General features: G+C 43.6%; 25 protein-coding genes and 1 tRNA gene. 11 read left to right on the forward strand and 15 right to left on the reverse strand.

The window, feature by feature from the left end; all coding sequences use genetic code 11:
- Nucleotides 1-61 precede the first annotated feature (61 nt).
- Both rfbC and rfbD read left to right on the forward strand, forming a co-directional pair.
- Nucleotides 62-607: a dTDP-4-dehydrorhamnose 3,5-epimerase gene (gene rfbC, locus FBB35_RS32205; RefSeq protein WP_174713074.1), complete on the forward strand. Its 546-nt coding sequence runs from the start codon at nucleotides 62-64 to the stop codon at nucleotides 605-607.
- A gap of 151 nt (nucleotides 608-758) precedes the next feature.
- Entirely contained in the window at nucleotides 759-1649 is an 891-nt protein-coding gene (gene rfbD, locus FBB35_RS32210; protein ID WP_174713076.1) for a dTDP-4-dehydrorhamnose reductase, read from the forward strand.
- A 103-nt stretch (nucleotides 1650-1752) separates the two neighbouring features.
- Here the strand turns inward: rfbD and FBB35_RS32215 are convergent, their stop codons facing one another.
- Nucleotides 1753-2487, reverse strand: a complete 735-nt coding sequence (locus tag FBB35_RS32215; RefSeq protein WP_163930222.1) for a 2-phosphosulfolactate phosphatase family protein — start codon at nucleotides 2485-2487, stop codon at nucleotides 1753-1755.
- Nucleotides 2488-2825: 338 nt separating this feature from the next.
- On the opposite strand from FBB35_RS32215, the gene FBB35_RS32220 reads away from it, so the two are divergent.
- Entirely contained in the window at nucleotides 2826-3245 is a 420-nt protein-coding gene (locus tag FBB35_RS32220) for a BlaI/MecI/CopY family transcriptional regulator (RefSeq protein WP_094329782.1), read from the forward strand.
- Nucleotides 3245-4084 carry a M56 family metallopeptidase gene (locus FBB35_RS32225; protein WP_174713849.1) on the forward strand — a complete coding sequence of 280 codons (840 nt, stop codon included), beginning with the start codon at nucleotides 3245-3247 and terminating at the stop codon, nucleotides 4082-4084. Before FBB35_RS32220 ends, FBB35_RS32225 begins: the two co-directional genes overlap by 1 nt.
- Here the strand turns inward: FBB35_RS32225 and FBB35_RS32230 are convergent.
- The 5 genes from FBB35_RS32230 to FBB35_RS32245 all read right to left on the reverse strand — a co-directional run bounded on the left by FBB35_RS32230 (nucleotide 4081) and on the right by FBB35_RS32245 (nucleotide 8584).
- Nucleotides 4081-4533 carry a hypothetical protein gene (locus tag FBB35_RS32230; RefSeq protein WP_174713078.1) on the reverse strand — a complete coding sequence of 151 codons (453 nt, stop codon included), beginning with the start codon at nucleotides 4531-4533 and terminating at the stop codon, nucleotides 4081-4083. The two genes, FBB35_RS32225 and FBB35_RS32230, sit on opposite strands and share 4 nt — an antisense overlap.
- Before the next feature lie 140 nt (nucleotides 4534-4673).
- Nucleotides 4674-6539 carry an AAA family ATPase gene (locus FBB35_RS32235; protein ID WP_254625753.1) on the reverse strand — a complete coding sequence of 622 codons (1866 nt, stop codon included), beginning with the start codon at nucleotides 6537-6539 and terminating at the stop codon, nucleotides 4674-4676.
- Between the two features lie 20 nt (nucleotides 6540-6559).
- Entirely contained in the window at nucleotides 6560-7156 is a 597-nt protein-coding gene (locus FBB35_RS35280) for a hypothetical protein (protein WP_254625754.1), read from the reverse strand.
- Nucleotides 7157-7158: 2 nt separating this feature from the next.
- Nucleotides 7159-8235 (reverse strand): AAA family ATPase, encoded by a 1077-nt coding sequence (locus FBB35_RS32240; protein WP_174713080.1) that lies wholly within the window; start codon nucleotides 8233-8235, stop codon nucleotides 7159-7161.
- A gap of 199 nt (nucleotides 8236-8434) precedes the next feature.
- Nucleotides 8435-8584, reverse strand: a complete 150-nt coding sequence (locus tag FBB35_RS32245; protein ID WP_174707971.1) for a hypothetical protein — start codon at nucleotides 8582-8584, stop codon at nucleotides 8435-8437.
- 56 nt (nucleotides 8585-8640) lie between these two features.
- Between FBB35_RS32245 and FBB35_RS32250 the strand changes: the two genes are divergently transcribed.
- Nucleotides 8641-8949 (forward strand): transposase, encoded by a 309-nt coding sequence (locus FBB35_RS32250; RefSeq protein WP_174710258.1) that lies wholly within the window; start codon nucleotides 8641-8643, stop codon nucleotides 8947-8949.
- Between the two features lie 36 nt (nucleotides 8950-8985).
- Nucleotides 8986-9495: a transposase gene (locus FBB35_RS32255; RefSeq protein WP_254625599.1), complete on the forward strand. Its 510-nt coding sequence runs from the start codon at nucleotides 8986-8988 to the stop codon at nucleotides 9493-9495.
- A 52-nt stretch (nucleotides 9496-9547) separates the two neighbouring features.
- On the opposite strand, the gene FBB35_RS32260 is transcribed toward FBB35_RS32255, so the two are convergent.
- The 4 genes from FBB35_RS32260 to FBB35_RS32275 all read right to left on the reverse strand — a co-directional run bounded on the left by FBB35_RS32260 (nucleotide 9548) and on the right by FBB35_RS32275 (nucleotide 11596).
- A tRNA-Asn gene (locus FBB35_RS32260) sits at nucleotides 9548-9619 on the reverse strand.
- A 144-nt stretch (nucleotides 9620-9763) separates the two neighbouring features.
- Entirely contained in the window at nucleotides 9764-10315 is a 552-nt protein-coding gene (locus tag FBB35_RS32265) for an NYN domain-containing protein (RefSeq protein WP_114082779.1), read from the reverse strand.
- A gap of 317 nt (nucleotides 10316-10632) precedes the next feature.
- Nucleotides 10633-11310, reverse strand: coding sequence for an ABC transporter ATP-binding protein (locus FBB35_RS32270; RefSeq protein WP_174713081.1), 678 nt, complete (start codon nucleotides 11308-11310; stop codon nucleotides 10633-10635).
- Between the two features lie 13 nt (nucleotides 11311-11323).
- The gene (locus FBB35_RS32275) at nucleotides 11324-11596 is read right to left on the reverse strand and encodes a hypothetical protein (protein ID WP_012410874.1); all 273 of its coding nucleotides are present in this window, start codon (nucleotides 11594-11596) and stop codon (nucleotides 11324-11326) included.
- A 354-nt stretch (nucleotides 11597-11950) separates the two neighbouring features.
- Here FBB35_RS32275 and psbD point away from each other — a divergent pair, with 354 nt between their 5' ends.
- The 3 genes from psbD to FBB35_RS32290 all read left to right on the forward strand — a co-directional run bounded on the left by psbD (nucleotide 11951) and on the right by FBB35_RS32290 (nucleotide 16427).
- The gene (gene psbD / locus FBB35_RS32280; RefSeq protein ID WP_012409998.1) at nucleotides 11951-13006 is read left to right on the forward strand and encodes a photosystem II D2 protein (photosystem q(a) protein); all 1056 of its coding nucleotides are present in this window, start codon (nucleotides 11951-11953) and stop codon (nucleotides 13004-13006) included.
- Between the two features lie 755 nt (nucleotides 13007-13761).
- The gene (locus FBB35_RS32285) at nucleotides 13762-14043 is read left to right on the forward strand and encodes a 4a-hydroxytetrahydrobiopterin dehydratase (protein WP_174713083.1); all 282 of its coding nucleotides are present in this window, start codon (nucleotides 13762-13764) and stop codon (nucleotides 14041-14043) included.
- Nucleotides 14044-14699: 656 nt separating this feature from the next.
- A complete protein-coding gene (locus FBB35_RS32290) occupies nucleotides 14700-16427 on the forward strand; it encodes an iron uptake porin (RefSeq protein ID WP_174713085.1) in 1728 nt (575 codons plus the stop codon).
- A 131-nt stretch (nucleotides 16428-16558) separates the two neighbouring features.
- On the opposite strand, the gene FBB35_RS32295 is transcribed toward FBB35_RS32290, so the two are convergent.
- The 4 genes from FBB35_RS32295 to acpP all read right to left on the reverse strand — a co-directional run bounded on the left by FBB35_RS32295 (nucleotide 16559) and on the right by acpP (nucleotide 22193).
- Entirely contained in the window at nucleotides 16559-17905 is a 1347-nt protein-coding gene (locus FBB35_RS32295) for a serine hydrolase (RefSeq protein WP_174713090.1), read from the reverse strand.
- 148 nt (nucleotides 17906-18053) lie between these two features.
- The gene (gene tkt, locus FBB35_RS32300) at nucleotides 18054-20081 is read right to left on the reverse strand and encodes a transketolase (RefSeq protein WP_174713092.1); all 2028 of its coding nucleotides are present in this window, start codon (nucleotides 20079-20081) and stop codon (nucleotides 18054-18056) included.
- Between the two features lie 313 nt (nucleotides 20082-20394).
- Complete coding sequence (gene fabF, locus FBB35_RS32305; RefSeq protein WP_174713094.1) at nucleotides 20395-21645, reverse strand: beta-ketoacyl-ACP synthase II; 1251 nt, start codon at nucleotides 21643-21645, stop codon at nucleotides 20395-20397.
- 293 nt (nucleotides 21646-21938) lie between these two features.
- Complete coding sequence (acpP, locus tag FBB35_RS32310; RefSeq protein WP_012410880.1) at nucleotides 21939-22193, reverse strand: acyl carrier protein; 255 nt, start codon at nucleotides 22191-22193, stop codon at nucleotides 21939-21941.
- 423 nt (nucleotides 22194-22616) lie between these two features.
- On the opposite strand from acpP, the gene FBB35_RS32315 reads away from it, so the two are divergent.
- On the forward strand, nucleotides 22617-23528 hold the full coding sequence (locus FBB35_RS32315; protein ID WP_174713096.1) for a CoB--CoM heterodisulfide reductase iron-sulfur subunit B family protein: 912 nt from the start codon (nucleotides 22617-22619) through the stop codon (nucleotides 23526-23528).
- Nucleotides 23529-23856: 328 nt separating this feature from the next.
- On the opposite strand, the gene FBB35_RS32320 is transcribed toward FBB35_RS32315, so the two are convergent.
- On the reverse strand, nucleotides 23857-24195 hold the full coding sequence (locus FBB35_RS32320; protein ID WP_302480939.1) for a cytochrome P450: 339 nt from the start codon (nucleotides 24193-24195) through the stop codon (nucleotides 23857-23859).
- Between the two features lie 93 nt (nucleotides 24196-24288).
- Here FBB35_RS32320 and FBB35_RS32325 point away from each other — a divergent pair, with 93 nt between their 5' ends.
- A complete protein-coding gene (locus FBB35_RS32325) occupies nucleotides 24289-25311 on the forward strand; it encodes an IS4 family transposase (protein WP_174708137.1) in 1023 nt (340 codons plus the stop codon).
- Nucleotides 25312-25323: the final 12 nt, after the last annotated feature.

The following is a 25323-nucleotide window of genomic DNA, read 5'->3' on the forward strand; positions in this document are numbered from 1 at the left end:
AATACAAGCATTAAATTACTCTCACAATTAACACTGTGGCGGGTTACTCGAAATAATATTAATGAGTATTGTACATACCAGAATTCCCGAAGTTATACAACTCGAACCCAAAGTATTTGCAGACGATCGCGGATTCTTTTTTGAAGCCTACAACGACCGGAAATTTGCTCAAGAGACTGGTATTGTTACCAACTTCGTCCAGGATAACCACTCTTGCTCTAAACAAAATGTACTACGGGGATTGCACTATCAAATTCAACAACCTCAAGGTAAACTTGTTCGGGCCATTGTTGGTACTATCTTTGACGTAGCCGTAGATATTAGAAAAAGTTCGGCTACCTTTGGTAAATGGGTAAGTTATGAACTCAGTGCTGAGAACAAACGTGTACTGTGGATACCACCAGGCTTTGCTCACGGGTTTCTTGTGCTTTCAGAAATAGCCGAAGTTCTCTATAAAGCTACAGATTACTACGCACCCCAAGGCGATCGCACCATATTATGGAACGATCCAGATTTAGCGATAGATTGGCCCCTGAGTGGGCCACCGATTTTATCAGCTAAAGACCAAGCCGGGAAACCTTTGAGAACTGCTGAACTATTTGATTAAGTAGTCATTGGTCATTGGTCATTAGTACATACCCCGTCTCTTGTGATACCCTAAGCTTACTTTTATGGTGTGGCGGAAAAACTTTGTCTTTCATCGGACTAATTCAAACCACGTTAAAGAGTGGGCGTGGCTTCTCTTGGACAAATGACAAATGACTAAATCAATTTTGCTGATTGGTAGCAACGGTCAAGTGGGTAAGGAACTAGAACAAATCCTCTCAAGCTATGGCAATGTTATCTCAGTAGCACGCCCAATAGTAGACCTTGCCCAACCCGATAACCTCCGCAACTTTATCAGAGCAAAGCAGCCGCAAATCATTATTAATGCTGCTGCTTACACTGCTGTAGACAAAGCCGAAAGCGAACCCGAACTTGCTAGCGCTATTAATGCTACTGCACCCCTAATTATTGCCCAAGAAAGCCAAAAATTAGGAGCTTTTCTAATTCATATTTCGACCGATTATGTTTTTGATGGTAATGGGTATCGCCCTTACCAGGAAACCGATGCAACTAATCCCTTGAGTGTTTATGGTAAAACCAAACTTGCTGGAGAAGAAGCAATTCGGGAAACTTGCGCCCATCACCTCATCCTCCGTACTGCTTGGGTTTATGGAACCTTTGGCAAAAGTAATTTTGTTAAAACCATGCTGCGACTAGGTGCAGAACGCCAAGAACTCCGTGTTGTTGCTGATCAAATTGGTAGCCCGACTTGGGCGCAAGATATAGCCGCAGTCATCGCCCAGACGATTCCCCAGTTAACCCCAGAAATTAGCGGCACTTATCACTACACAAATAGCGGCGTTGCTAGCTGGTATGATTTTGCCGTTGCCATTTTTGAAGAAGCCCAACAGCTAGGCTTTCCTTTAAAAATTGAACGTATTGTCCCCATTACAACTGCCGAATATCCAACACCAGCAAGTCGCCCATCCTATTCTGTGCTTGCTTGTGGGAAAATTTCTGCGATTCTAGGGACTTATGCCCCTCATTGGCGACAAAGACTTCGGCAAATGCTTAGGGATTTGAAAATTGGGAATGGGACGTAGGGAATGGGGCATTGGACATTGGGAATTGGGCATTGGGAATGATTATTTTCATTTTCCTTGTCCCCCTTGTCTCCCTCTGCCCCCTGCTCCCATTCCCCATTCCCTATCCTCTTTTTAAAACTCCCGTCTCTTGTTGTATGGGCAAAACATCTAAAATATCAGTTTGGGAACAATATTTTAAATCATCTAGACAGTCAAGACGCAACAATCGTTGTCCGTGACTAGCTTGGTGGAATAATCCTAATAAATTATCTTGCCACTGAGAGTAAAGAGCGATCGCACCAGCCACTTCATCGTTACCAGCTAGTTCTTCTGGTGACAACTGTGTTTGTTGTAAAATACTATGAGCAATCGCACCCGCACAAACTGTATCCTCTAAAGAAAAACTACCTTCCCAACCGGAACCGACAATCCACACTGTCTCTGGTTGTTTTTCTAGGAGAAATTGCACTACCGCCGCCCGGTTAATCAAGGCAGCTGCTAAGAGATTTGGGGAGTCTTGTACCCGTTGTAAAGCACGAGTGCCATTTGTGGTACTGATAAACAACCGTCGCCCCTGCACTAATTCTGGTGTGCAATCGAGGGGAGAGTTACCCAACTCAAAGCCAGGTACTTTCGCGCCACCGCGTTCTCCAGCTCGCAGCCGTTTTTCAGCGGGCCATTTTTCGCTAACTTCAACTAACTTGTCTAAATCGCTGAATACTTGTACAGCTTCGCCTCCAGCTGCCAAAACTGTCGCTATTGTGCTAGTAGCCCGCAAAACATCGACTGCGATCGCACATTCTGGCGCTTTACCCGTTGGAGTCAATTCAGGAGTGTGGTATACAAATAGCTTCACGTGCTGGATACACCTGCTTTAATACAACTTCCGCAAATAACATTCTACCCAGTTGGTGACACTAACTATAGTTACAATTACTCTCAGGGATTTTTTTAGCATCAGAATGCACTATGCAACCCATTCAATATATAATAAACACTCAAAAAGTCTACTTTTATGCTTATAGACTGTCAGACTTGCTGCATTATCCTGTAATGTAAAACAAGAACAGGCTTTCTAAAACTGTATTTGGCATTCCAAGTTAGCACCACTACGCATACTGACTAACCTTGCCAAACAAAAACCGAAATTTTCACCTCCACTCCGCTTATCCAAAATCTCAAATCGAAATCGCTATGGCACCTTTACCCGACTACCGCCCTAAACAACTATCTTTAGGCCCGTTGGAAGCGGAAATTTTAAATATCATCTGGGAACTTGGTTCAGCCACAGTCAAGGATGTACACGATCGCATTTTGACTGATCCCAACCGCGAATTAGCCTATACTTCTGTCACCACCGTTTTACGTCGCCTCACTGATAAAGGTTGGTTAGCCTGCGATAAAAAAGAGCGAGCATTCTATTGGCGGCCAATGCTGAGTAAGCAGCAATCAGATGTCATCAAAGCTCATGAGCAGTTACAGCGATTTCTGGCAGTGGGGAACCCCGATGTTGTTGCAGCTTTTGCTGATAGTCTGGATGAAGCAGCTAGTGAGCAAATAGCAGCGATCGCCAAACGTATTCAATCTGCACGCCAGGCCAGGGAGGAAAAATGATGCATCTAATAATGATTTTGAATGCTTTGGCAGTTGCCTGGTGGTTAAGATCCGCTTGGAATCAACATCAAGGCAGTTGGAGTCGGCGGTGGCAGCGATCGCTCTTTTTGTTTCTCTTCCCCCCCTTGCTAATTTTCATGACTGCGATCGCTGTGCTGTTCATGGGGCCTCAAGGACAAATGGGCGGGATGTATACAGGCTCAATTAGCTATTTACTAGCATTAATTTATTTGGCATTTTTTGCCATTTCATGCATTAAACTTGCCTTCCAGGGTTGGCAATCTGTAGAATCTGCCCGTAACTGCCCTTTAGTGAATGTTGGCGATAGACGAGCCAGACTGCTGCAAACGGGCGCGTTGTTTGCAGGTCAAATTGGTTTTTGGCAACCAGAACTAGTGGTTAGCCAAGGATTAATGCAAACTCTCTCACCCGCTCATTTAGAAAGCGTCTTAGCCCATGAGCAAGGGCATCATCATTATAGGGATACATTCTGGTTTTTCTGGCTAGGTTGGGTGCGTTCTTGCACTGCATGGTTGCCGAATACAGAGCCTTTGTGGGAAGAACTTTTAGCTTTGCGCGAACTCCGTGCCGATGGTTATGCAGCATTGCAGGTAGACCCTCTGGTGCTAGCAGAATCACTTTTATTAGTGGTTAGTAGCGGCCCCGTCTTATCAGAAATTTGCTGTGCTGCATTAGGTTCCTCTGGTGCAGATCGTTTAGAACAAAGAGTAGAAGCTTTGTTAGCACCACCAGAACCAACCCCAGAAGCTCAATTACAATCTTGGCGTGGCTTTCTTTTAGCTTTGTTACCTTTAGTAACTGTGATGTTTCATAGTTAAATTAAATTTAGGCAACTCCAAAAAATAAAAACAACCACTTGAAGTTGCTGACTGATGACTTTTAATTGTTGACTATGAATAGTGGGATATTTTTTATTTAGAAGTCCCGTTAAAAAGCTATTACGGCACGAAACTATGACGGTAGCAACTTCTGTCTTCGCTGTAGGAGATTCTGCGTTCACGTTTCCGTATTTTGCGTAGTCTGTAGGAAGTTCTGCGTTCACATTTCCGTATTTTGCGTAGTCTGTAGGAGGTTCTGCGTTCACATTTCCGTATTTTGCGTAGTCTGTAGGAGGTTCTGCGTTCACGTTTCCGTGTTTTGCGTAGTCTGTAGGAGGTTCTGCATTCACGTTTCCGTGTTTTGCGTAGTCTGTAGGAAGTTCTGCCATGACTGTAGCGATATCGGTTGCGACAATAACGATAAAAACTTTGTTCTCTCCTACACCCATGTTTTTGAAAATGGGTAAACAATACAGTTTGGTTAAGACAAGAGACGCGATAAATCGCCGTCTCTACAAAAAACTGATTATTGTATTGCCTATTGCCTGCCTCTAGGACTAATTTCGCAACTTAAATAGAATTGTCTCTATCACTCTTCTTCGAGCAACTGTTCTATATATTTTTGCACCAAAGGCACTTGAAAAGCATTGCCTTCTGGAGTCAAGATTTCTTTTCGCGTTAGTTTGCGGATAACGCCTTTGTCTTGCGGTGTGGGAGTTTCCCCGTAGATTATCCGGCGCAGGAGAGAGCGTAGGCGTAGCCCGTCGTAGACATCGCTATCTGTTAAACTCTTCCATAATTCCCGAAAATACTGATCGCCTCGCTCAAGCACAATAGGTATAACTTCTTGAACATCCTGTGCAGTAGCTTTTGCTGTATCTGCTTCTCGCCTGTTTCTTCTGATATCGCGATTTAGCAATTCCACCACCTCATAACACACCAACTGAACGAGATAAGGTTGACAGCGAGTAAGTTGGATAATTTCATCTACAGCAGTTGGTTCATAGATATCGCTGAAGTTCTCTACTGGCTGTTGAATCAAATCGCGGGCTTCTAACTCGTGCAGGTAAGTCATTCGCAAAGCACGGGTGTTAATTAGATAGTCACTCCAGTAATCATCAAGTTCAGATAATTCGTGTGAACCACTAAAAAGTAAAATCCACTTGCGTTGATGTTGCAGCAGGTTACGGATAAAATTGAGTGGCGCACGGCTGCTTGTTGCTTTCACTACCTCACCTAGGCGTTCATATTCATCTAAACAGAGGAGAAATTTCTTACCAAAGTTGCTGCGTTCTATTTCTGCGAACCAAGTTTGCAGTGCAGGAAATGGATCTTCAGCTAGTTTATTGGCATCTGGATTAGGCAAGAATACTTTACGGGGTAATCGCCGTGCAGCTTCGATAATCTGTTGAGCTAAATTTTCAGCCAATCCTTTTAAGGTTGTAGCTGCTGCTACTCCTTGTATGTCTACAAGCAAAGGTACAATATTTGCTTGTATTCTGTAAGGTAGATATTTCAGTGCTGAAGTTTTCCCTGTCCTCCGCCCTCCATAGAGTAACAACACTGGCATCTGCTCAGAAAGTGTTAAAGATTCAATTTCTCGAAATATATCAATTCGCCCTTTGAAACGATTCTTCGCTGTTTCCGGGTCTAGTGAATTACCAGCAATATAAACTTGCGGAATTTCTTTTGATTGCTGTGCCTGTTCGTTTAAAGTGCGCTGCGCCGTTTCTAATATAGTTAGCCAGCTTTGTGCAGTGTTGCCAAAAGAAACAGCAACGCGAGCATCTTTTGTTAAAGCTATACTTTGCACCAGTTGGCGTAATGCAGTGATTGGAACGTTCAGTAACTCATATTGACGATAAAGTGAAGTTGCTTCCTGTGATGCCCGTACATTCTGGCTAATATCCAAAAATTGGGGCAGCACAGTGCCAAGTTCCTTTGGTGCTAGTAAGGGAATCCACGCTAGTTGGTTGGCAATCTCCACAATATCGCTAAACCTCTGACAACGATTGAGAATATCTACAGCAATACCAGAAATTGCCTGTGCTGCAACTTTTTGCTGATTGGTGGATGTAATTAGATAATTAATAGTCTCAAGGGCAACATTTGGGTTCTTTCCATAAGCTTCTACAATCATCACATCCATGAAAGGCAGAGGCAAAATAATCAATTCATCAAAGCGAGGGGGCAGATATCGCAAACAATTTACCCGTTTTTCATTTGGAGACAACAAGAACAGGGTGAGTATCCATAGTAATTCTGGCAACCAGAAGTAAACCCGCAACACACCCAAAATCCACACAACGCCGAACGCCACGCCGAACGCCACGCTTCCCTCGACACCTACCGCCACACGGAACACTACCATGCCGAGCGCCATACCGAACATCATGCCTAGCGCCACGCCGAACGCCACGTTTGCCTCCAGTCCGAACGCCACACCGAACGCCACGCCGAACGCAACGTTTCCCCCTACGCCGAACGCAATGTTTCCCCCACATCGAAGAACGCAACGTTTTCCCCCACGCTTCCCTCCATGCCGAACGCCACACCGAACGCTATACCTACCGCCACGCCTAGCGCCACGCCTACCGCCACGCCTAGCGCCACGCCGAACGCCAAGCCTAGCACCACGTCGAACGCCACCCCTGATAAAAATTGAATTGCAAGAAAAATGCTAAAGACAGCAACAAGGACAAGAACTAGCCTATTTTTATTACCGCCACGGTCTATAACCCGTCCTATAAACCAGCCAACCAAAAAAATACAGCTTAATAACCAGTTAAATGATTCACCACTAACCAGAGTGTAAACTTGCGCTACCAACAACACAGCAAACATTGGGACTAAAGCAGTTAGCCACCAAACTTGCCCACCATAGTGACGTAGACGGAAGTTAGTACGAAACTCAGCCTGTTCATCAAAAGGGTTATTTGTTGGCTTCAATTCTGGATGAATATCACGCAGCCAACGTTCAAAGGTAAAAGGCTTGAAGTAAGCCCAATACAAGAGGCGCGTGCATTCAGCCACATAATTCCAAAAGCCTGATGTTAGCGATCTGTTACTCATTGCTACTTTATCCCCAGCTTGTCACGCACAAAATCCCAAACTTCATTCCAGTGCAGCACACCCACCCAAACCAAAACTGGTAAAAGCAAAATGACTAACCCAGTAATCCAGTTGCCTATATCACCTAACGTTGCACCGATGAATTTGGGTATTTTCCCTAGACGCACTGGCAAATCCCAAACTAACCAACGCAGCCATAATTGCCATCGTTGTTCTTTTGCTTTAGATTTAGGATTTGCAAGCTGTTGGTCAAACTGCTGTTTCGCCCACTTGATTGCCTTGCCTTGTTGACGTGCTTCCCACAAATAGTAACCAGCCAATTGCAACTTGTAAGGATAACGATCGCCCCACTGCTGGGCATGATTCTGTTCGTCTACACTCAAAGCTGCACCATTAGTAGAGCGAGTTGGTAAGCGCGACAGTTCAATAGCCTCATCTGTAGTTAGTTCATTCAAAGAAATTGTGTGACCAATATTGAAAAAACTAGAGACAAACCGATGCTCGTTAGCATAAACATCCAGTTGTTTACGCGAAGCCACCACTAGCATCAAGGCATTGCTATCCATCAGCGATCGCAAATTGTCATAAAATCCATTATCGAATTTATCGGGATGTTTCAAAAGACTTTCAAAATCATCCAGACAGAGGACGGGAAGCTTTCCTTGCTGTTTCCATTCCTTAACCGCATCTGAAAATGCTTGCCGATTAAGCGGTTTAATCTTCCAACAATTTTGCAGACTGCGTTGTTGCCATCCCTGAACGTGACTCAGTAAACCTTCTGCCACAGCCTCATAAAAACCCGTTTCAGTTTGGCAATCCACACCCCTTAACGGTAGGTAAATTACCACATAATTATTACTGTTGTTTAATACTCGCTGCTGCCAAGTCAGAACGAAATAATGCAGCAACGAAGATTTACCAATGTGCTTCTCGCCAACTATATTAATACTTGTAGGCTGATCGCCCTTCATCCGAGATGCGATCGCGTGTAATTCATCTTTACGACCGACAAACACCCTGGGATCTTCAATCATCCCCGCAGCCACAAAAGGATTAGAAGGCAGCGCTCCAGAAGTCATGTAAAGCGTTATCCTAGTTTCAGCATTGTTAAGTGCAATCACTTAAAACAATACCACTAGTCCCATAATGTCTTTACAGATTGCAAAGACGCGATAAATCACCGTATCGATTTGTAGAGACGGCGATTTATCGCGTCTCTTGCCTTAAACGTGGTATGTAATAAAAATATTTATTTGGCAAATCACCCAATGTTTACTGCTACAAATGCAAAACAGATTCTTGATGCGATCGCAATCCTTGTTGAAACTCCAGCACCTGTTTAGGACAAGCACCAAAAGACCTATGATTCAGAAACGTCACAGCCGAGTCAAGCGACCACAAATCTCTGATGGATAATATAGAACCCATTTGACATCTTTTACTGTATTGAAGTAGAGTGACGGCAAAAGACATATCCAGCAGCCATGCCGTACTCTAGCAGCCTAACAGACGAAGAATGGGAAATTCTCGAACCTCTACTGCCGACTATATTGCCTGCTAAGAAACAGACTAGACCCGCCAACTGGACAAAAAGAGAACTCTTAGATGGCATCTTCTATCAACTAAAGAATGGCTGCAATTGGGAAGACTTACCCAAGGACTTGCCCCCCTACTCGACTGTATATTGGCATTACAAGCAGTGGCGGGCCAAAGGAGTGATAGAAGAATTGATGAGAGTTTTACATGGACGAGTGCGTGAACAGGTAAAAAAAAAGCTAAGTGGACGACGCTGATAATTATCGACTCTCAAGCGGTGAAAAACACCTGTAATGCGAGTATTACATCGAAAGGGTATTGTTTCTACTTTCTCGACAAATGGCATTAAAAGACATCTAGCCGTTGATACCCTGGGGTTTCCCTTCTTTACTCATTGCACTAAAGCAAATGTATCTGATGATAGGGGTTTGATTGAGATGTTGACTAAAAACATTGATTATTTCCAGTCAAAACCCGTCAATATTCCCAAAATCACCATTCTGCTAGACCACGGTTATCACCCTGAGTATTTGAGGGAGGAGCTAGAAAAAGTTTATCCCCAAATGATGACGAAAATCAGGTTTGAACTTTCGGCAAAACCATCAAAACAACAAAACAAAGAATTAGGGAAATCTGGGTTTGTTCCGGTTGCCGCGAGGTGGGTAATTGAACGGTCAAATGCTTGGATTGAGAGATGCAAAATTCTCGTTAAGAACTTTGAGAGAACTCTAGATAATGCAACTGCCAAGGTTAATCTTTGTTTCATTCGGCTAATGCTTCAGAGGCTTGCAGCCTCTTCTTAGATGTCAAATGGGTTCTATAGAATCCAAAGTTTTAAAATACACAATTGATAAACTCCCCAGGCTGGATTCGAACCAGCGACCAATCGATTAACAGTCGATCGCTCTACCACTGAGCTACTGAGGATCACTCACGATTTATAATCTTAGGGCTAAAAATAAGATTTGGCAAGTACTTTCGCCAATATTTTTTTAGATGCTTAATTTAGATAATTTTTGAAGCCAAAATCCATTCACGAACTTAAGCAGAGACTCTTAAATACTACATAATTTACTGTAATCCCATTCGTAATTCAGCCAGACGCTGCCGTGCTTTAGCATCAATAGCATTAGCTAAAAACCTACTCTTCGATTGTTTGCGCGTATGATACTTTTGTCGCATCCGGCAGACAGTAGCTTCCACTTCCCCACAAAGTTGTTGCGCCGACAACCATTCAGCCCCATACCCTTGTATCATCAACTGCTGCGCCCGATCTGATGTAGCAACAATCACACGAGAAATTAAAGATTGGGCTATTTGGTGGCGAAAAGAAGCACAGGATTTTTCAATGTAAGTATCTGCTGTCTGCCCAAAATCAGTGTAATAAACTGATAGAAGCTCAGTAATTATTTCTTTATTGCTAGAAGAATTCTGATATTGGGCATCAAAAACTATCTGAGTTGTATAGCCTTGAAACGCACTATAACCAGTCATTGCTTCCACAAGTTCACCCCGTGCGGCCTCTAATCCAACGCTATCACGCGTTTTTTTAAGGCAAGGCCAAGCGCCTATTATATTGTAGCCGTCCACCAACAAAACGGCTTGGAGTAAGGAACGGGGCATGGTTTTTAATCACAATTTTCTAGAGTTAACAAAATTCATTCATAAGTTTTATAATAATTGATGCATTGTCTGTAACACTATGCTACATACGATAAAAAATACGCTAGCCTCATAAAACTACAACCTAAGATAGACGTAACAATTCAAAACGCGCCTTTTAAACAAAGGCGCGTTGCAGTTCTTTTTCAGTAATGGTGAAAATGAAAAGTGCTGAGTTAAAACACCATCCAAATAAAAACCAGAGTATGTACAGTTGTGAAAATATTGAGTACTTTTATACGTTTTTCAGCACGCACTACTCAGCACTCAGCACCTAATTAAGAGGCTTCACTGTGTACCTCCATCAGACGTTGTTTGAGGCGTTGGGCTTCACCTCTATCTACCAGAGAGCCTTTTTCTAACAAAAAAGCGCCATCACAGTAATTTAACTCGTCTAATCGATGTGTTACCCACAGCGCTGTGATCCCTCTACTTTTGACAAGGCGACGGACACTGGCAACTAAATCCAACTGGCTATCTGGATCTAATAAGGCAGTGGGTTCATCTAATAATAAGACTTCACAGCGACGGGCGATTGCACCTGCGATCGCCACTCGTTGTTTCTGTCCCCCAGAGAGTGCATAAATAGGTCGTCGTTGCAGGGTAAGCAAATTCACCGCTCCCAGCGCCTCCTCAACCCTAGCTCTGGTGGCAGCAGGTGGCAACTTTTCTTCCACCAATCCAAAAGCCACATCAGCACCAACCGTTGGCATCACTAGTTGATGATCTGGATTTTGGAAAACAAAGCCAACAGGGTGCAAAACCCGAATTTCGCCAGATTCAGGAGCCAATAACCCCGCCAGTAGTCTAAGTAACGTTGATTTTCCACTGCCATTTGTACCCAAGAGCATCCAAAACTCACCCTTGGGTACTTCTAAAGAGCAAGATTTGATAACTTTCTCTCCATTTGGCCAACTGAAATTTAAATCCTTGACCTCAATGCCCACTTGAGCCATTTGTCAACCTTGGTTACTCAGCAGCTACAGCGAAAAAGCCTGGTGGTCTGCCACCACCAGGGGTAGTACCATCTTTCTGAACAATCTGCACCCCAGAAATTTCACTAGCGCGGACAGCAATTTTTTTCTCTGTCTTGCCCTCGCACTTGAGTTCCACAATGTCAGGGTTCCCAGAACGGATTGCTGCCAAAATTAGCTGATAGACAGCCTCAGCATCCTCTGCTGACTTACGTTGTACTGAGATTGGGAAAGCAGTGTTTCTGATGCTTAAATCGATGGTAAACATTTAGCAATAATCAAATTTAACTGTGGACTCATTTTAGCGTCAGCTGAGTGATTCTAGGGAAATGGGCATTGGAAGAGGCAGAGGGGCAGGGTGCAGGGAGCAAGGGGGAGAATTAAAATTACCTCTTTCCCCTCTTGCTGCCCTGTTTTATCTGCCTCGTCTGAATCAAAAATTAATTTTTATGACAAAACCCCTAGAAAAATTAGCGATTTACACCTAATATGATTAAAGGTGTGTAAAAAATTGTAAACTTGGTTAACAACCCGGTTAACTTTCTGCTTATGGAAGGCTTTTATTTAGCCATCTATAATACAGATACAACCTGTACTTATAAACATTTGGAGATTTGCTCTAATGACCATCGCAGTTGGACGTGCGCCCAGTAGAGGGTGGTTTGACGTTCTAGACGACTGGCTCAAGCGCGATCGCTTCGTATTCGTAGGTTGGTCAGGGATACTATTATTCCCCTGTGCCTTCCTAGCACTAGGCGGTTGGCTGACCGGTACCACCTTCGTCACCTCTTGGTACACCCACGGATTAGCCTCCTCCTACCTAGAAGGAGCTAACTTCTTAACAGTGGCAGTATCCACCCCCGCTGACAGCATGGGACATTCCCTATTGCTGTTGTGGGGACCAGAAGCCCAAGGCGACCTCACCCGTTGGTTCCAACTGGGTGGATTGTGGCCATTCGTTGCCTTACATGGAGCCTTTGGTTTGATTGGCTTCATGTTGCGGCAATTTGAAATTGCGCGTCTAGTAGGAATCCGTCCTTATAACGCCCTCGCCTTCTCCGCTCCCATTGCAGTATTCGTCAGTGTATTCCTGATGTACCCCTTGGGACAATCAAGCTGGTTCTTTGCACCCAGCTTTGGGGTGGCTGCAATTTTCCGGTTCCTGCTATTCCTGCAAGGCTTCCACAACTGGACACTCAACCCCTTCCACATGATGGGTGTTGCTGGTGTATTGGGTGGTGCATTATTGTGCGCCATTCACGGAGCCACAGTCGAAAATACCTTGTTTGAAGATGGAGATGGTGCCAACACCTTCCGCGCCTTCAATCCAACCCAGTCGGAAGAAACCTATTCAATGGTGACAGCAAACCGATTCTGGTCACAGATTTTCGGGATTGCTTTCTCAAACAAACGCTGGTTGCACTTCTTTATGTTGTTCGTGCCAGTCACAGGTTTGTGGATGAGTGCCGTCGGCATCGTCGGTTTAGCACTCAACCTGCGGGCTTATGATTTCGTCTCCCAAGAATTGCGGGCGGCGGAAGACCCTGAGTTTGAAACCTTCTATACCAAAAACATTTTGCTGAACGAGGGTATCCGCGCTTGGATGGCTCCTCAAGATCAACCCCACGAACAATTTGTATTCCCTGAGGAGGTATTACCACGTGGTAATGCTCTGTAATATTAAAAGCTGACCATGACTTGAATCAGTTTTATGGTTGCCGAAAATTGACATCAGCCAGATTAAATAATCTCCTTGGCATAAGCTAATAAAGTGTCAATATTCCCCATTCTCCAGTGATCTCCCACCAAAAGGCGGGAGATTTTTTTATATATAGCTAATATCTCTAAATTTATGTGTTATGTTAGGTGAAGGTTATGAACCCAGAGTAAATACTCTGCCCTTTTAAAACTAAGACCGCTTAGGCAATAAGGAGGTGATGCCCATGATAGAAAGTAGTAAATGCGTGGGTCATCAGGTTGCAGTTAGCCGGCTGTGTGCCGGGGCTGTTCTCTAAAAGTTAGCCTTAGTCATCTTTGAGATACTAAGTTAGCTCAAGTAGCTAGGCAAGCTCGGAGTTCCTTCCGGCAGTCTGGTTGCAACCTGAAGACCCGCTAGACCGCTCTGATTTAGATCATCCGATCCAAACCAGAGCGGATAGTTTTTTATGGGTGACTTTTTAAAACTTAGATAGCAATACACGCGATGGATAAAGCCAATGCGTTTAAGTTTTCTTAAAATTAAAAATATCTTGCATCAAACCTTGGTGTATTACCTGATGTGAGCTACAGCATTTATTTACCAAGCCTGATTTAAATATACACACACGCATTAGGCATTAGCTGATCTTCCCATAGTTTATGTGTGGAAAATTAAATGGGTCTATTTCTGTCAAATGCAAGATGTAACAAATATATAAGTAGGAATTTTTTGAGATGACACAACTACTCACGGAAACGGAAATTCAAGAGCAGGCAAAGGTTTTGTCAGGTTGGACTGTCGAAGAATCTAAATTGTATATTACTCGAACATTCAAGGATTTTATCCAAGCAATTGAGTTCGTCAATAAACTGGTGGAACCAGCTGAGTCAGCAGGACATCATCCAGACATAGAGGTTTCCTACAACAAAGTGAAGATTACACTCACAACCCATGATGCAGGCGGACTAACACAGGCAGACTTTGATGTAGCGCAGACGATTTCCCAAATTAAATAAGTGATTTCTTCTGATATCTTGCACCAGGCGACTGTAAAGTAACAGCGACAAAGACAAAACACGCATATCTGTACTCATGAGGGAAAACTAACCCGTAGCTTGATTGAGAGTAAAGGTATGCGTTTTTCTTGAAAGTTCGCAGGTTTCAAAAACCTTGATTCCTAATTTTGTTTTTTATTCCAAAAAGACCAGGCAACGACCCTCCTGAAAAGCTTTGCTATGTTTGTTATGGCCGAGCCAGTGGATTTCAACTGGTGTGCAATTTCTCCAGGCTAAGTGTAAGAAGTGATTTTTATCTGCAAGATGCTAAGTACAGAAGACTTTCAGCAATTTAGCCAAGTAGGAACTAAATGCCCTAAACTTTACTCCCTGCTTAGATATATAGATAGCTATGTGTGACAGTTATTAAGCCGATCGCTCCAATCTTGCCATCTAGATCAGATGTTTTATAATGTTATGATATAAAGATATGTTTTTGCATAAGTTAATCACATCAGTTTTTAACCCCAAGTTAATCGTTTATTAGCTTTGCAAAAACTAAAATTGTAGTAGTGGCAATTATGCCTCATCCATAGGTTTCGATGAAATGTGGCATTTTCGAGAATTAGGTGGAACGAAACCAATTATCTAAACAAGGTGTGAGGAGTAAAGAAGAAATGTCTAATCTATTATGGAAATCCTTAGTGGTTAGCCCAGCAGTTTTGGGAGCAACGTTGTTAGTTTCGACAACAGCGATCGCGGCTCCAAACACAACCACTGAAGTATCACCAGCAAAACAAGCAGGTGTAGCTGAAGTTGCCCAACAGCCAGAAATGTTGGCTCAAACAACGATAGATCAAGTTAATCGTTACAGCAACGAAGGCAACCAAAATAACTCTCAGTCTCAAGTAACATCGGTTTCGCAATTTTCTGACGTACAACCCACTGACTGGGCATTCCAAGCATTGCAGTCCTTGGTTGAACGCTATGGTTGTATTGCAGGTTATCCGAATGCCACTTATCGTGGTAATCGTGCTTTGACCCGTTATGAATTTGCTGCTGGTTTGAACGCCTGTTTGGATCGCGTTAACGAGTTGATTGCCACAGCAACAGCTGATTTGGTGACGAAACAAGATTTAGCTACCCTACAGCGTTTACAAGAAGAATTTTCCGCAGAATTGGCAACCCTACGCGGTCGCGTAGATTCCCTAGAAGCGCGGACTGCTGAATTGGAAGCCAATCAGTTCTCTACTACCACAAAATTAGTCGGTGAAGCCATTTTTGGTGTTACTGATGTATTTGGCGGTAACACTGGTGACAACAACAATACAGTCTTCCAAGATCGGGTACGTTTAGACTTGCAAACCAGCTTCACTGGTAGAGACGTTTTACATACTCGTCTGGCAGCTGGTAATGCAACAGCCTTTACACAATTTGATAACGCTGGTGGTGCGATCAACACTGCTGAAGGCACACAAACATTTCAAGTTGGTAATGGCGCTGGTAACAACAGTGTCAGGATAGACCGCTTAACTTATGAAGTTCCTGTAGGGCCGGCTAACGTTTACATTGCAGCTAGTGGTGGACGACACAGCCATTACGCTGCTGTCAACAATCCTTACTTTTTTGACAACACTGATGGCGGTAACGGCGCGTTGTCTGCCTTTGCTTCTGAAAGTCCCATCTATCGGATTGGTGGCGGTGCTGGTATAGCGCTCAATCTACCCCTTGGTAAAGGTGGCGGCATCTTAGGAAATAGCTCAATCACTGCGGGTTACTTGGCATCCCAAGCTAATAATCCTGGTCTTAGTCAAGGTCTGACCAACGGTGACTATGCTGCTTTAGGACAGTTGAACTTTAGTGTTGGCGATCGCTTGGCTTTAGCTGCTACCTACGTCCACGGTTATAGCGCAAGTGGTGCTTTATTTGACTCTGGTACAGACGGAGCAACTGGAGCTTTTGATGTAGGTACTGGACAAGCTAACTTTTTAGGTAATGCAGGAGGTGTAACCCCATCTTCAAGTAATTCCTACGGTGTGTCGGCTGCGTTTAGGCCCAGCGACAAACTGTCCATTAGTGGCTTCGTCTCTTATCATGATGTCACAGGTGTCGGTGCAAATGATGATTATCAAGCTTGGAGCTATGGTTTAGGAGTAGCCTTACCTGATTTCGGTAAAAAAGGTAACGTTTTAGGTCTTTTTGCAGGCGCAGAACCCTATTCCTTTAACCGTCCAGGTTTTGGCGGCAACAATGATATACCTTATCACTTTGAAGGCTTCTACAAATATCGCGTATCGGATAACATCTCTGTTACCCCTGGCGTAATTTGGTTAACCTCTCCTGGTCAGAGCAGCGCTAACGATGATGCAATTATCGGTACACTCAGAACTACTTTCACCTTCTAGAGTGACTATCCATTGATAATTTTGAACTTTATTTATCCCCGCCATCAGGCGGGGTTTTTTATTTTCAGTAGCAGCAATAGATAAGCTCCAGTGGTTCCCTAACCTACGCAGGCTAAGATTTTTATGGCTTTCTATCTCGTAGCACTGTTAGGCGAACCAACCGCAGCGACTGGATTTGTCTGATTCAGATAATCGTAAACTAGTTGGGAAACTTGACGGATAAAGTCCCTCCCCCTAGTGTCCTTATAGGGACGGGTGACGAAGATAGCCGCTAAATAACGTTTTCCATTTGGCATAGTCACAAATCCGGCATCGCCGATGAGAAACCCGATATCTCCGGTTTTGTTGGCTATGACTGCACCTTTTCCTAAACCTGCGGGAAGGAGTGTGTGAATTGTAGTGTGACGCAGAATATCCAAAGCTTGCTCCCGACTTTGTGGAGAAACTAGCTTGTTATTCACAACTAAAGCCAGCACCCGCGCCATATCTTGAGAACTTGTGGTGTTGGTTCCTCTCAAGTCAGCCAAGAGATGCCGAATTACTGTGTCTTTCAGTCCCCAGTTACGGAAGCGCTGGTTTAGTTTCGTAGCTCCACCTAAGCGATCGATAATCATATTGGTGGCGGTATTGTCACTAATGGTAATCATCTTAGTGATGGTTTCCAAAGCTGTATACTTCTTGCCAACTCGCTCATACTGCATAGTTCCAGAACCATTGGTTACTAAGTCACGTCGCATAGTCAGGTTTTCCTGAAGGGTGACTTTACTCGCATCTAAATCTTGGAAAAAGGCAATGAGAATTGGCAATTTAATCGTACTAGCGGCTGGGAAAACGCGATCGCCCCCAACATCTAAATAATCCCCAGTATCCAAATCTAGGAAAAACATTCCTGTTTTCAGGAAACTGTAACGATTCATCAAGGCTTTAATCTGCGGTTCCAGCGCTTTCATCGGTGAATGCATAGGAACTACGCCAGCAAACAGAGTGCTGTTATCACTTACTGTTGGAGAAATACTCGATTGAGTCGGAGTTATTTCTAAAATGTTAGGCCGGGTTGCAGTCAATTGTATAGGCTTGGGTAACTGCACAGACCAATGATTGAGAGATTCCTCTTGCAACTTCACCTGCGCTAAGTCGAAAGTATAATTGGGTGCTAAGGTAACGACCATACGAGTAGTATCTGCATTAAACTGCCCGATGCTAATGTCTTTAATTACTAACCCCACTCTTTGACTAGTCTGTGGATATCCTAGTTTGACTCCAGGTAAATCAATTACCAGACGGGTTGGATTGGTAAGTAATTGTACTTTGGGTTGAATATTCTCGTCTGTCGTAAAATCTAGATGATTACGATTGCTATCAAAATGCCAATTAGCGATCGCAGCAGCTTTGACAGTGGAACCAAACAGGAACAAGCTGAAGAAGCTGGGTAGAAGCCAGCTAAATTTTAAAATGTTTTCTTTGTGTGTGAGGAGCATCGGTGATCGTTTTGTGTGATGAAAATTCATGAACGAACAAAAGCCGCTCACTATTAAAGCACACATATCTATAAACAATCCCCCTCTGTGTAAAAAAAAGGCGGGCAAGATGCCCACCTCACAAGATTTTGAGAATATTCTGTTGTTATTAACCCAACAATTGTTTAGCCTTAGCTAACACATTATCAACGCTAAAGCCAAACTTCTCTAGACAAACATTGCCTGGAGCCGAAGCACCAAAGCGATCAATACTAACAGTATCGCCTTCAGTACCCACGTATTTGTGCCAACCGAAACTAGCGGCAGCTTCTACAGACAAACGCTTGGTGACAGCTTTTGGCAGAATGGACTCTTTATAAGCTGCATCCTGTGCTTCAAACAGTTCCCATGAAGGTAGGGAGACAACACGGACTTTCTTACCTTCAGCCTTGAGTTTTTCGGCTGCGCCGACGGCGAGGCTCAATTCTGAACCAGTACCAATCAAGATGATATCAGGTGTACCTTCGCTATCAACAACGGTGTATCCACCCTTCGCCACACCCTCAACCGATGTACCTGCCAAGTTGGGAACGTTTTGACGGGTGAACGCCAACAGAGACGGAGCATTTTGCTTCGCTTTTTCGATCGCTACTTTATAAGCACCAGAGGTTTCGTTACCGTCTGCGGGACGAAACACTAATAAATTAGGAATAGCTCGCAAGGAAGCTAGAGTTTCAATGGGTTGGTGTGTGGGGCCATCTTCACCTTGTCCAATGGAATCGTGAGTCATCACCCAAATCGCGCCAGCTTGAGAAAGGGCGGATAAGCGGATGGCAGCACGCATATAATCTGTGAAGATTAAGAAGGTAGCACCGTAGGGAATTAATCCTGAAGTGTGCAGCGCGATACCATTACAGATTGCGCCCATAGCATGTTCCCGCACACCAAAGTGGATGTTGGGGTTTTCGTAGTGACCTTTTTGGAAGTCGCCCTTGCCCTTGATTTCGGTCAAGTTGGAGTGGGTTAAGTCAGCCGAACCACCAATCAATTCAGGTAAAACCGTCGCTAGTTTGTTAAGGCAAGTTTCTGAGTGTTTACGAGTGGGTAGTCCTTTGTCTTCGGGGCTGTAGGTTGGTAGTACCTTATCCCAACCATCAGGTAGTTTGCTGCTTAGGTAGCGTTCAAATTCAGCCGCTTCTTGGGGATACTTAGCTTTATAGTCGGCAAATGTTTTGTTCCATTCGGTTTCGTAACCTGCGCCGCGTTCAACTGCTTTGCGTGTGTGGTTGAGAGCCTCTTCGGGTATTACAAAAGGCTCGTATTCCCACTTCAATTGTTTACGAGTCAAGGCAATTTCGTCCGCACCCAAAGCAGCGCCGTGAACGCCAGCAGTATTTTGTTTATTGGGAGAACCATAACCGATGATGGTTGTCACCTTAATCATTGATGGTTTATCGGTGACAGATTTAGCTTCTTCAATTGCTTTGGCGATCGCTGCTAAATCGGTATTGCCGTCTTCAACGTGGAGAACGTGCCAACCGTAAGCTTCAAACCGCTTGGAAACATCTTCGGTGAATGCTACATCTGTGGAACCGTCGATGGAAATATGGTTGTCGTCGTACAGAGCGATGAGTTTGCCTAATCCCAAGTGTCCTGCGAAAGAAGCAGCTTCACCAGAAATACCTTCCATGTTGCAACCATCACCTAAAATTACGTAGGTGTAATGGTCAACAATTTTGGTATCAGGTTTGTTAAATTTAGCGGCAAGGTGCGCTTCTGCGATCGCTAAACCAACTCCATTAGCAATTCCTTGACCCAAGGGCCCAGTTGTGACTTCCACGCCTGGGGTTTCAAAGTTTTCTGGGTGTCCAGGAGTTTTAGAACCCCATTGACGGAATTGTTTGATATCTTCAATGGTGACGCTATCGTAGCCTGTCAGGTACAGTAGGGCGTACTGCAACATCGAGCCATGACCGGCAGACAAGACAAAGCGATCGCGGTTAAACCACTTGGGATTTTTGGGATTAAACTTCAAAAAGCGATCCCAGAGGACAAAAGCCATCGGAGCCGCGCCCATTGGTAGTCCTGGATGTCCCGATTTTGCCTTTTCTACGGCATCAATAGCCAAGAAGCGGATCGAGTTAATAGCCAGTTCTTCGACGGACAATTCTTTGGCGGATTGGGTTGCAACAGTCATAATCTCTTGTTTTTAACGACGGGTTAGCACTCTTCGTAGCTTCTCTTGCTGGGGTTATTTTAGATTCCCCACAGTATCCTCATCATCCCACTCCCGCTTGTCGATGGACAAGCGGGATCTCCTGAGTTTATGGTGATAAATCAAGCTGATAATTGGGTCATGCTGAACGCTTAAGTTATATCGGAATGATATTTCTGATACTTTGGGCATTGGGCGTTAGGAGTGCTGAGTTAAGAGTTAAGAGTTAAGAGTTAGGAGTTTTGTTTATCTCCTTGTCCCCTTGTCTCCCCTGCTCCCTGCTCCCCTGCCTCTTTTAAACGTATTTCTTAAAGGCCAGTGTGACATTATGACCGCCAAACCCAAAAGAATTGGATATTGCCACCTCGACTTTTTGAGCGCGGCTGTAGTTAGGCACGTAATCTAAGTCACATTCTGGATCGGGATTTTCCAGATTAATTGTCGGTGGAATTTGGTCATTAGCGATCGCTAGTACTGTTGCCACAGCTTCAATACCTCCAGAACCGCCTAATAAATGACCTGTCATCGATTTGGTCGAGCTAATTGCCACCTTATAGGCGTGTTCTCCCAAGGCTTTTTTGATGGCTGAGGTTTCAGTTGAATCATTCGCCGGGGTACTAGTGCCGTGGGCATTAATATAGCTAATTTTTTCGGGAGTTATATTAGCATCTTTGAGCGCCAGTTCTATGGCTCTCGCTGCACCTAATCCGCCAGGGACGGGGGAAGTGATATGGTATGCGTCACAGGTCATACCATAGCCGATCATTTCGGCATAAATGTGAGCGCCGCGACTTAGGGCGTGTTGCAGTTCTTCTAGAATTAAAATTCCTGAACCTTCACCTAATATAAATCCGTTGCGATCGCGGTCAAAGGGGCGGCAAGCATGAGCCGGATCGTCATTGCGAAAAGAAAGGGCTTTGCAGGCAGCAAACCCAGCCATTGATAATGGTGTCACAGCTGCTTCTGTTCCGCCGCAAATCATTGCTTTGGCATATCCCCCTTGAATTAAGCGGAACGCATCGCCTACAGCATTAGATCCAGCAGCGCAGGCAGTTACAGGGCAGGAATTAGGGCCTTTAGCACCCGTGTGAATTGCCGTCAATCCTGCTGCCATATTAGCGATCATCATCGGTATCATGAATGGACTACAGCGATCGGGCCCACGGTTGAGGTAGATCGTTTGCTGGTCTTCTAATACCTTAATGCCGCCAACGCCAGAACCGATCATGACACCTACCTGTTCTGCATTCAGTTCATTAATAACTAACTGCGCGTTAGCTATAGCTTGTTTTGCTGCTGAAACCCCAAATTGGGCAAATCGATCCATGCGCTTGGCATCTTTGCGCTCCAAGTAATCATGTGGATCGAAGTTTTTTACCTCACCAGCAATGCGGCAATCATGGCTAGACGCATCAAAAAATGTGATGTAGTCAATGCCATTGCGTCCACTTAATAATCCATCCCAATATTCTGTTGCTGTGTTACCTATCGGTGTAATCGCGCCAACACCAGTTACAACAACGCGTTTACGTGTATGATCTGTCATGATTCAGTTAAAGGTGGCGAAAAAGCAGCAGGCATTAAACAGTGCTGAGTTATGTTAGCGGATAGCTAGGGTTTAGCCCGTCCTGAGTTCTGAGTTTTGGAAGCACCCAAAGATGGAGAAAACTCCGAACTTTTGCCTCCGAAAACTCTAACTCCTAAACTTTTAACTGTTCAGCACTCAGTTAAAAGTCAAAGCAGTGGTTTTTGCCATAAACGCCCAGAGGGAGCGAGACAAAGCCATCTGAACTTCTCCCAATCGGAGACTGCAAGGGCGAACAGAGACTCAAAACTTTTTTAAGCTGATGCAGCAACTTTGTTATTGATGTAATCTACTGCGTCTTGAACCGATACAATCTGCTCGGCAGCTTCGTCGGGAATTTCGATATCAAATTCTTCTTCCAAAGCCATCACGAGTTCAACAGTATCCAGGGAATCAGCTCCTAAATCTTCCATAAACTTAGCTTGTGGAGTGATTTTGGAAGCATCTTCAACACTCAGTTGTTCGATGACGATTTTCTTGACCTTTTCAAAAAGTTCCGTTTGGCTCATAAATAATAAAAGTCCTTAACCAGTTGCTAGGATCTACTCTTTAGAGAAGACATTGTTTTGAGCATATACATCTTATCGTCAAGCGCGATCGCCCGTATACTACCAAGAGTTTTTCTGTTAGAAAACCTCTCCTGTTCCTCAAAAGAATAGGGTAACTTTTCTGGGAACAGTTGTTTATGGGAGCGGGCTACGCCATCGCCGATACCGTGTAAATGCTTTTATTGTCAATTATTGCTAAATTTTTTTACAATGTCTCGATCGGTATTTACAGCCTTGCTAGCAATCAGAATATTTAGACGCTGCGGCTTTGAACCTAGATGGTTAAAGAATCGCTGAAGGTCAAACATCATAATTTTGGTGCTAACAAGGAAGTAATAAAACAGTTATTGTTTAGAGCGATCGCTCTAACCCAAATATACCTCTATGCTATCTCAGACACTCAAACTCAAGTACGCTTATTTCCCTGGTTGTGTGGCTCAAGGGGCCTGTCGGGAACTTTACCAGTCAACTCAAGCCCTTACCAAAGCACTAGGTATTGAATTGGTTGAACTTAAAAAAGCTGCTTGCTGTGGTTCGGGCACATTCAAAGAAGATTCTCAACTGTTAGAAGATACAGTCAACGCTAGAAATATCGCCCTAGCAGAAGAATTAAATTTGCCCCTACTTACCCATTGCAGTACTTGTCAAGGTGTTATTGGTCATGTAAACGAACACCTGAAAGAATGCCAGACTTCTGACCCTACATACATTGAACAGGTTAATGGCTTGCTGCATAAGGAAGGCTGTTCGCCTTATCGCGGCAGTACTGACGTTAAACATCTTCTCTACGCTTTGGTGACAGATTACGGTTTAGAGGAAATTACCAAACGTGTCACCCGGAAGTTAACTGGATTAAAATGCGCGGCTTTTTATGGCTGTTATCTCCTCCGCGCCCAAAAATCCATGCCTTATGACGACCCATTCCAACCAGAAGCGATGGAAAATATGTTTCGGGCGGTGGGTGCAACACCAATTTATTACCGAGGCCGGACACAATGTTGTGGTTGGCCTCTTGCTAGCTATGCCACTACCCAATCTTTCAAGATGGCGGGGATGCATATTCAGGACGCTTTGACATCTGGTGCTGACTGTATAGTTACACCTTGTCCACTGTGCCATTTAAATTTAGACTCACGTCAGCCAGAGGTGGAAAAGGTAATTGAGCAAAAGTTAGGTTTACCAGTATTGCATTTACCCCAGTTGATTGCTTTAGCACTTGGGGTTAGTCCAAAAGAATTGGGTTTAGAACGGCACGTTGTTTCCACCAAGCCAGTGTTGGAGAAATTAGGATTTTAGTTTGTAGATTATCAGGCAATATAGTTCAGATAAAACCAAAATACTTGTAGAGACGGCGATTTATCGCGTCTCAAAACCCATGATTTTGTACAAGTAGCGCTTTGAACCGTATTGGATTATCAGGTAGGGGCATAAGACAATACGGTTCGGTTAAAGGGGAAAGTTTTAAATACATCCTTTACCCTTTCCCTAGACCACAAGGAAAAGGAAAAATGCTTATCCAAACCGTATGGGGGTTCAAATTGTTTATGCTATCAACTTAAGCAAAATCAAAGCTTTCAGTATCAACCTGGGTAGAGACGCAAAATCGATTTGTTTCATCAAAGATTTATGTTTGACTATCCAAGGGATGCTTTATCACCAAAAGCTCAATATATGCTTGTAGAGTATCTTTAATTTTAGAAGGCTGACGAACTGGAGCGATCGCAGAATAATCCGGTTTTACTGTCCAGTCGTAATGGCGAAGTAGTGTGGAAAGCACAATTTTCATTTCCATCTGGGCAAATTCCATACCTAAACAGCTGTGCGAACCATGACCAAAACCCACTAATGCTAAGGGATGTTTCTTATCTTCTTCACGAGGTGGTGCAAAGCGATCGGGGTCGAAGCGATCGGGTTCGGTGTACAGTTCTGGTAAACGGTGAGTCAGCATCGGCGAAATAGTCACAAACCAGAAGTGTTGAATGTTAAGAAAAATCCGATAAAAATAGCCCAAAATATGGTAGTTTTGGGCTAAGGCTTAAAATATATTAGTTTGATTGTGATTATAAATTCATTTCCCAAAATTGTCAAAGATATACTGAAAAGCCTGCCAAAAAACGATTATCCAGTATTGAACAGTCGTCTGTTTTTTGAGTGCTGGCTATCCTATGCCCTGGATAACAGCTTAACAAGTATGCGAGATTTGTTTAACAGATTAAATAACAATTGTTTTGAGGTAGATATTTCTACTTTCTCTAAAGCAAATTTACATCGAAGCCAAAAACCTTTTCAAGAGATTTACCAAAAATTAAATGAATTAGTACAGAAGAAAGTTCAAAAAAAGTTACACAATAAATATGCAATTTGTCCAATAGATTCAACAATTATTACTCTCACAAGTAAATTGTTATGGGTACTAGGTCATCATCAAGTCAAGCTGTTTAGTTCCTTAAATCTCTCCACAGGAAGCCCAGAAGATAACTTCATCAATTTTGGACATGACCATGATTATAAATTTGGTTCCAAAATGATGTCTAGTCTCCCAATAAATGCTGTTGGAGTAATGGATAGGGGTTTTGCTGGATTAAAATTTATCCAAGAATTAGTACAAGAAAACAAATATTTTGTTTTGCGGATAAAAAACAATTGGAAACTAGAATTTGATGGCTCAAATGGATTGGTCAAAGTTGGTGCATCTGATGATGCTCAAGCTTATAGAGTAATTAATTTCTGTGATTTAGAGACAAAAACCGAGTTTCGCTTAGTGACTAATTTACCAGAGTCGGGAGATGCAGCTGTTCATGATGATGAAATTAGGGATATTTATCGATTACGTTGGGGAGTTGAATTGTTGTGGAAGTTTTTAAAGATGCACTTAAAACTTGACAAACTCATTACCAAAAACGTCAATGGTATTACCATACAAATTTACGTGAGCTTGATAGCCTATCTGATTTTACAGCTTTTATCTATTCCCGAACAATGGGGACATACACTATTAGATAAATTCCGCTATCTTCAATCTTGTATGTGTCAGAAAATCAGCTATGTTCATTGGTTTGAGGAGATGATGTTTTGCTGACTAATTTAAGCT

The sequence above is a fragment of the Nostoc sp. TCL240-02 genome, from assembly GCF_013343235.1.
Lineage (GTDB): Bacteria > Cyanobacteriota > Cyanobacteriia > Cyanobacteriales > Nostocaceae > Nostoc.

Excerpts from the sequence above, each read along its gene's own strand:
- FBB35_RS32270 (WP_174713081.1), bottom strand. The coding sequence starts at position 11,310 with ATGGCTCAAGTGGGCATTGAGGTCAAGGATTTAAATTTCAGTTGGCCA.
- rfbD (WP_174713076.1), top strand. The coding sequence starts at position 759 with ATGACTAAATCAATTTTGCTGATTGGTAGCAACGGTCAAGTGGGTAAG.
- FBB35_RS32220 (WP_094329782.1), top strand. The coding sequence starts at position 2,826 with ATGGCACCTTTACCCGACTACCGCCCTAAACAACTATCTTTAGGCCCG.
- FBB35_RS32265 (WP_114082779.1), bottom strand. The coding sequence starts at position 10,315 with ATGCCCCGTTCCTTACTCCAAGCCGTTTTGTTGGTGGACGGCTACAAT.
- FBB35_RS35280 (WP_254625754.1), bottom strand. The coding sequence starts at position 7,156 with ATGAGTAACAGATCGCTAACATCAGGCTTTTGGAATTATGTGGCTGAA.
- FBB35_RS32240 (WP_174713080.1), bottom strand. The coding sequence starts at position 8,235 with ATGACTTCTGGAGCGCTGCCTTCTAATCCTTTTGTGGCTGCGGGGATG.
- FBB35_RS32230 (WP_174713078.1), bottom strand. The coding sequence starts at position 4,533 with ATGGGTGTAGGAGAGAACAAAGTTTTTATCGTTATTGTCGCAACCGAT.
- FBB35_RS32255 (WP_254625599.1), top strand. The coding sequence starts at position 8,986 with ATGCGAGTATTACATCGAAAGGGTATTGTTTCTACTTTCTCGACAAAT.
- fabF (WP_174713094.1), bottom strand. The coding sequence starts at position 21,645 with ATGACAGATCATACACGTAAACGCGTTGTTGTAACTGGTGTTGGCGCG.
- FBB35_RS32250 (WP_174710258.1), top strand. The coding sequence starts at position 8,641 with ATGCCGTACTCTAGCAGCCTAACAGACGAAGAATGGGAAATTCTCGAA.
- rfbC (WP_174713074.1), top strand. The coding sequence starts at position 62 with ATGAGTATTGTACATACCAGAATTCCCGAAGTTATACAACTCGAACCC.
- psbD (WP_012409998.1), top strand. The coding sequence starts at position 11,951 with ATGACCATCGCAGTTGGACGTGCGCCCAGTAGAGGGTGGTTTGACGTT.
- tkt (WP_174713092.1), bottom strand. The coding sequence starts at position 20,081 with ATGACTGTTGCAACCCAATCCGCCAAAGAATTGTCCGTCGAAGAACTG.
- FBB35_RS32245 (WP_174707971.1), bottom strand. The coding sequence starts at position 8,584 with ATGGGTTCTATATTATCCATCAGAGATTTGTGGTCGCTTGACTCGGCT.
- FBB35_RS32275 (WP_012410874.1), bottom strand. The coding sequence starts at position 11,596 with ATGTTTACCATCGATTTAAGCATCAGAAACACTGCTTTCCCAATCTCA.
- FBB35_RS32315 (WP_174713096.1), top strand. The coding sequence starts at position 22,617 with ATGCTATCTCAGACACTCAAACTCAAGTACGCTTATTTCCCTGGTTGT.
- FBB35_RS32290 (WP_174713085.1), top strand. The coding sequence starts at position 14,700 with ATGTCTAATCTATTATGGAAATCCTTAGTGGTTAGCCCAGCAGTTTTG.
- acpP (WP_012410880.1), bottom strand. The coding sequence starts at position 22,193 with ATGAGCCAAACGGAACTTTTTGAAAAGGTCAAGAAAATCGTCATCGAA.
- FBB35_RS32295 (WP_174713090.1), bottom strand. The coding sequence starts at position 17,905 with ATGCTCCTCACACACAAAGAAAACATTTTAAAATTTAGCTGGCTTCTA.
- FBB35_RS32225 (WP_174713849.1), top strand. The coding sequence starts at position 3,245 with ATGCATCTAATAATGATTTTGAATGCTTTGGCAGTTGCCTGGTGGTTA.
- FBB35_RS32285 (WP_174713083.1), top strand. The coding sequence starts at position 13,762 with ATGACACAACTACTCACGGAAACGGAAATTCAAGAGCAGGCAAAGGTT.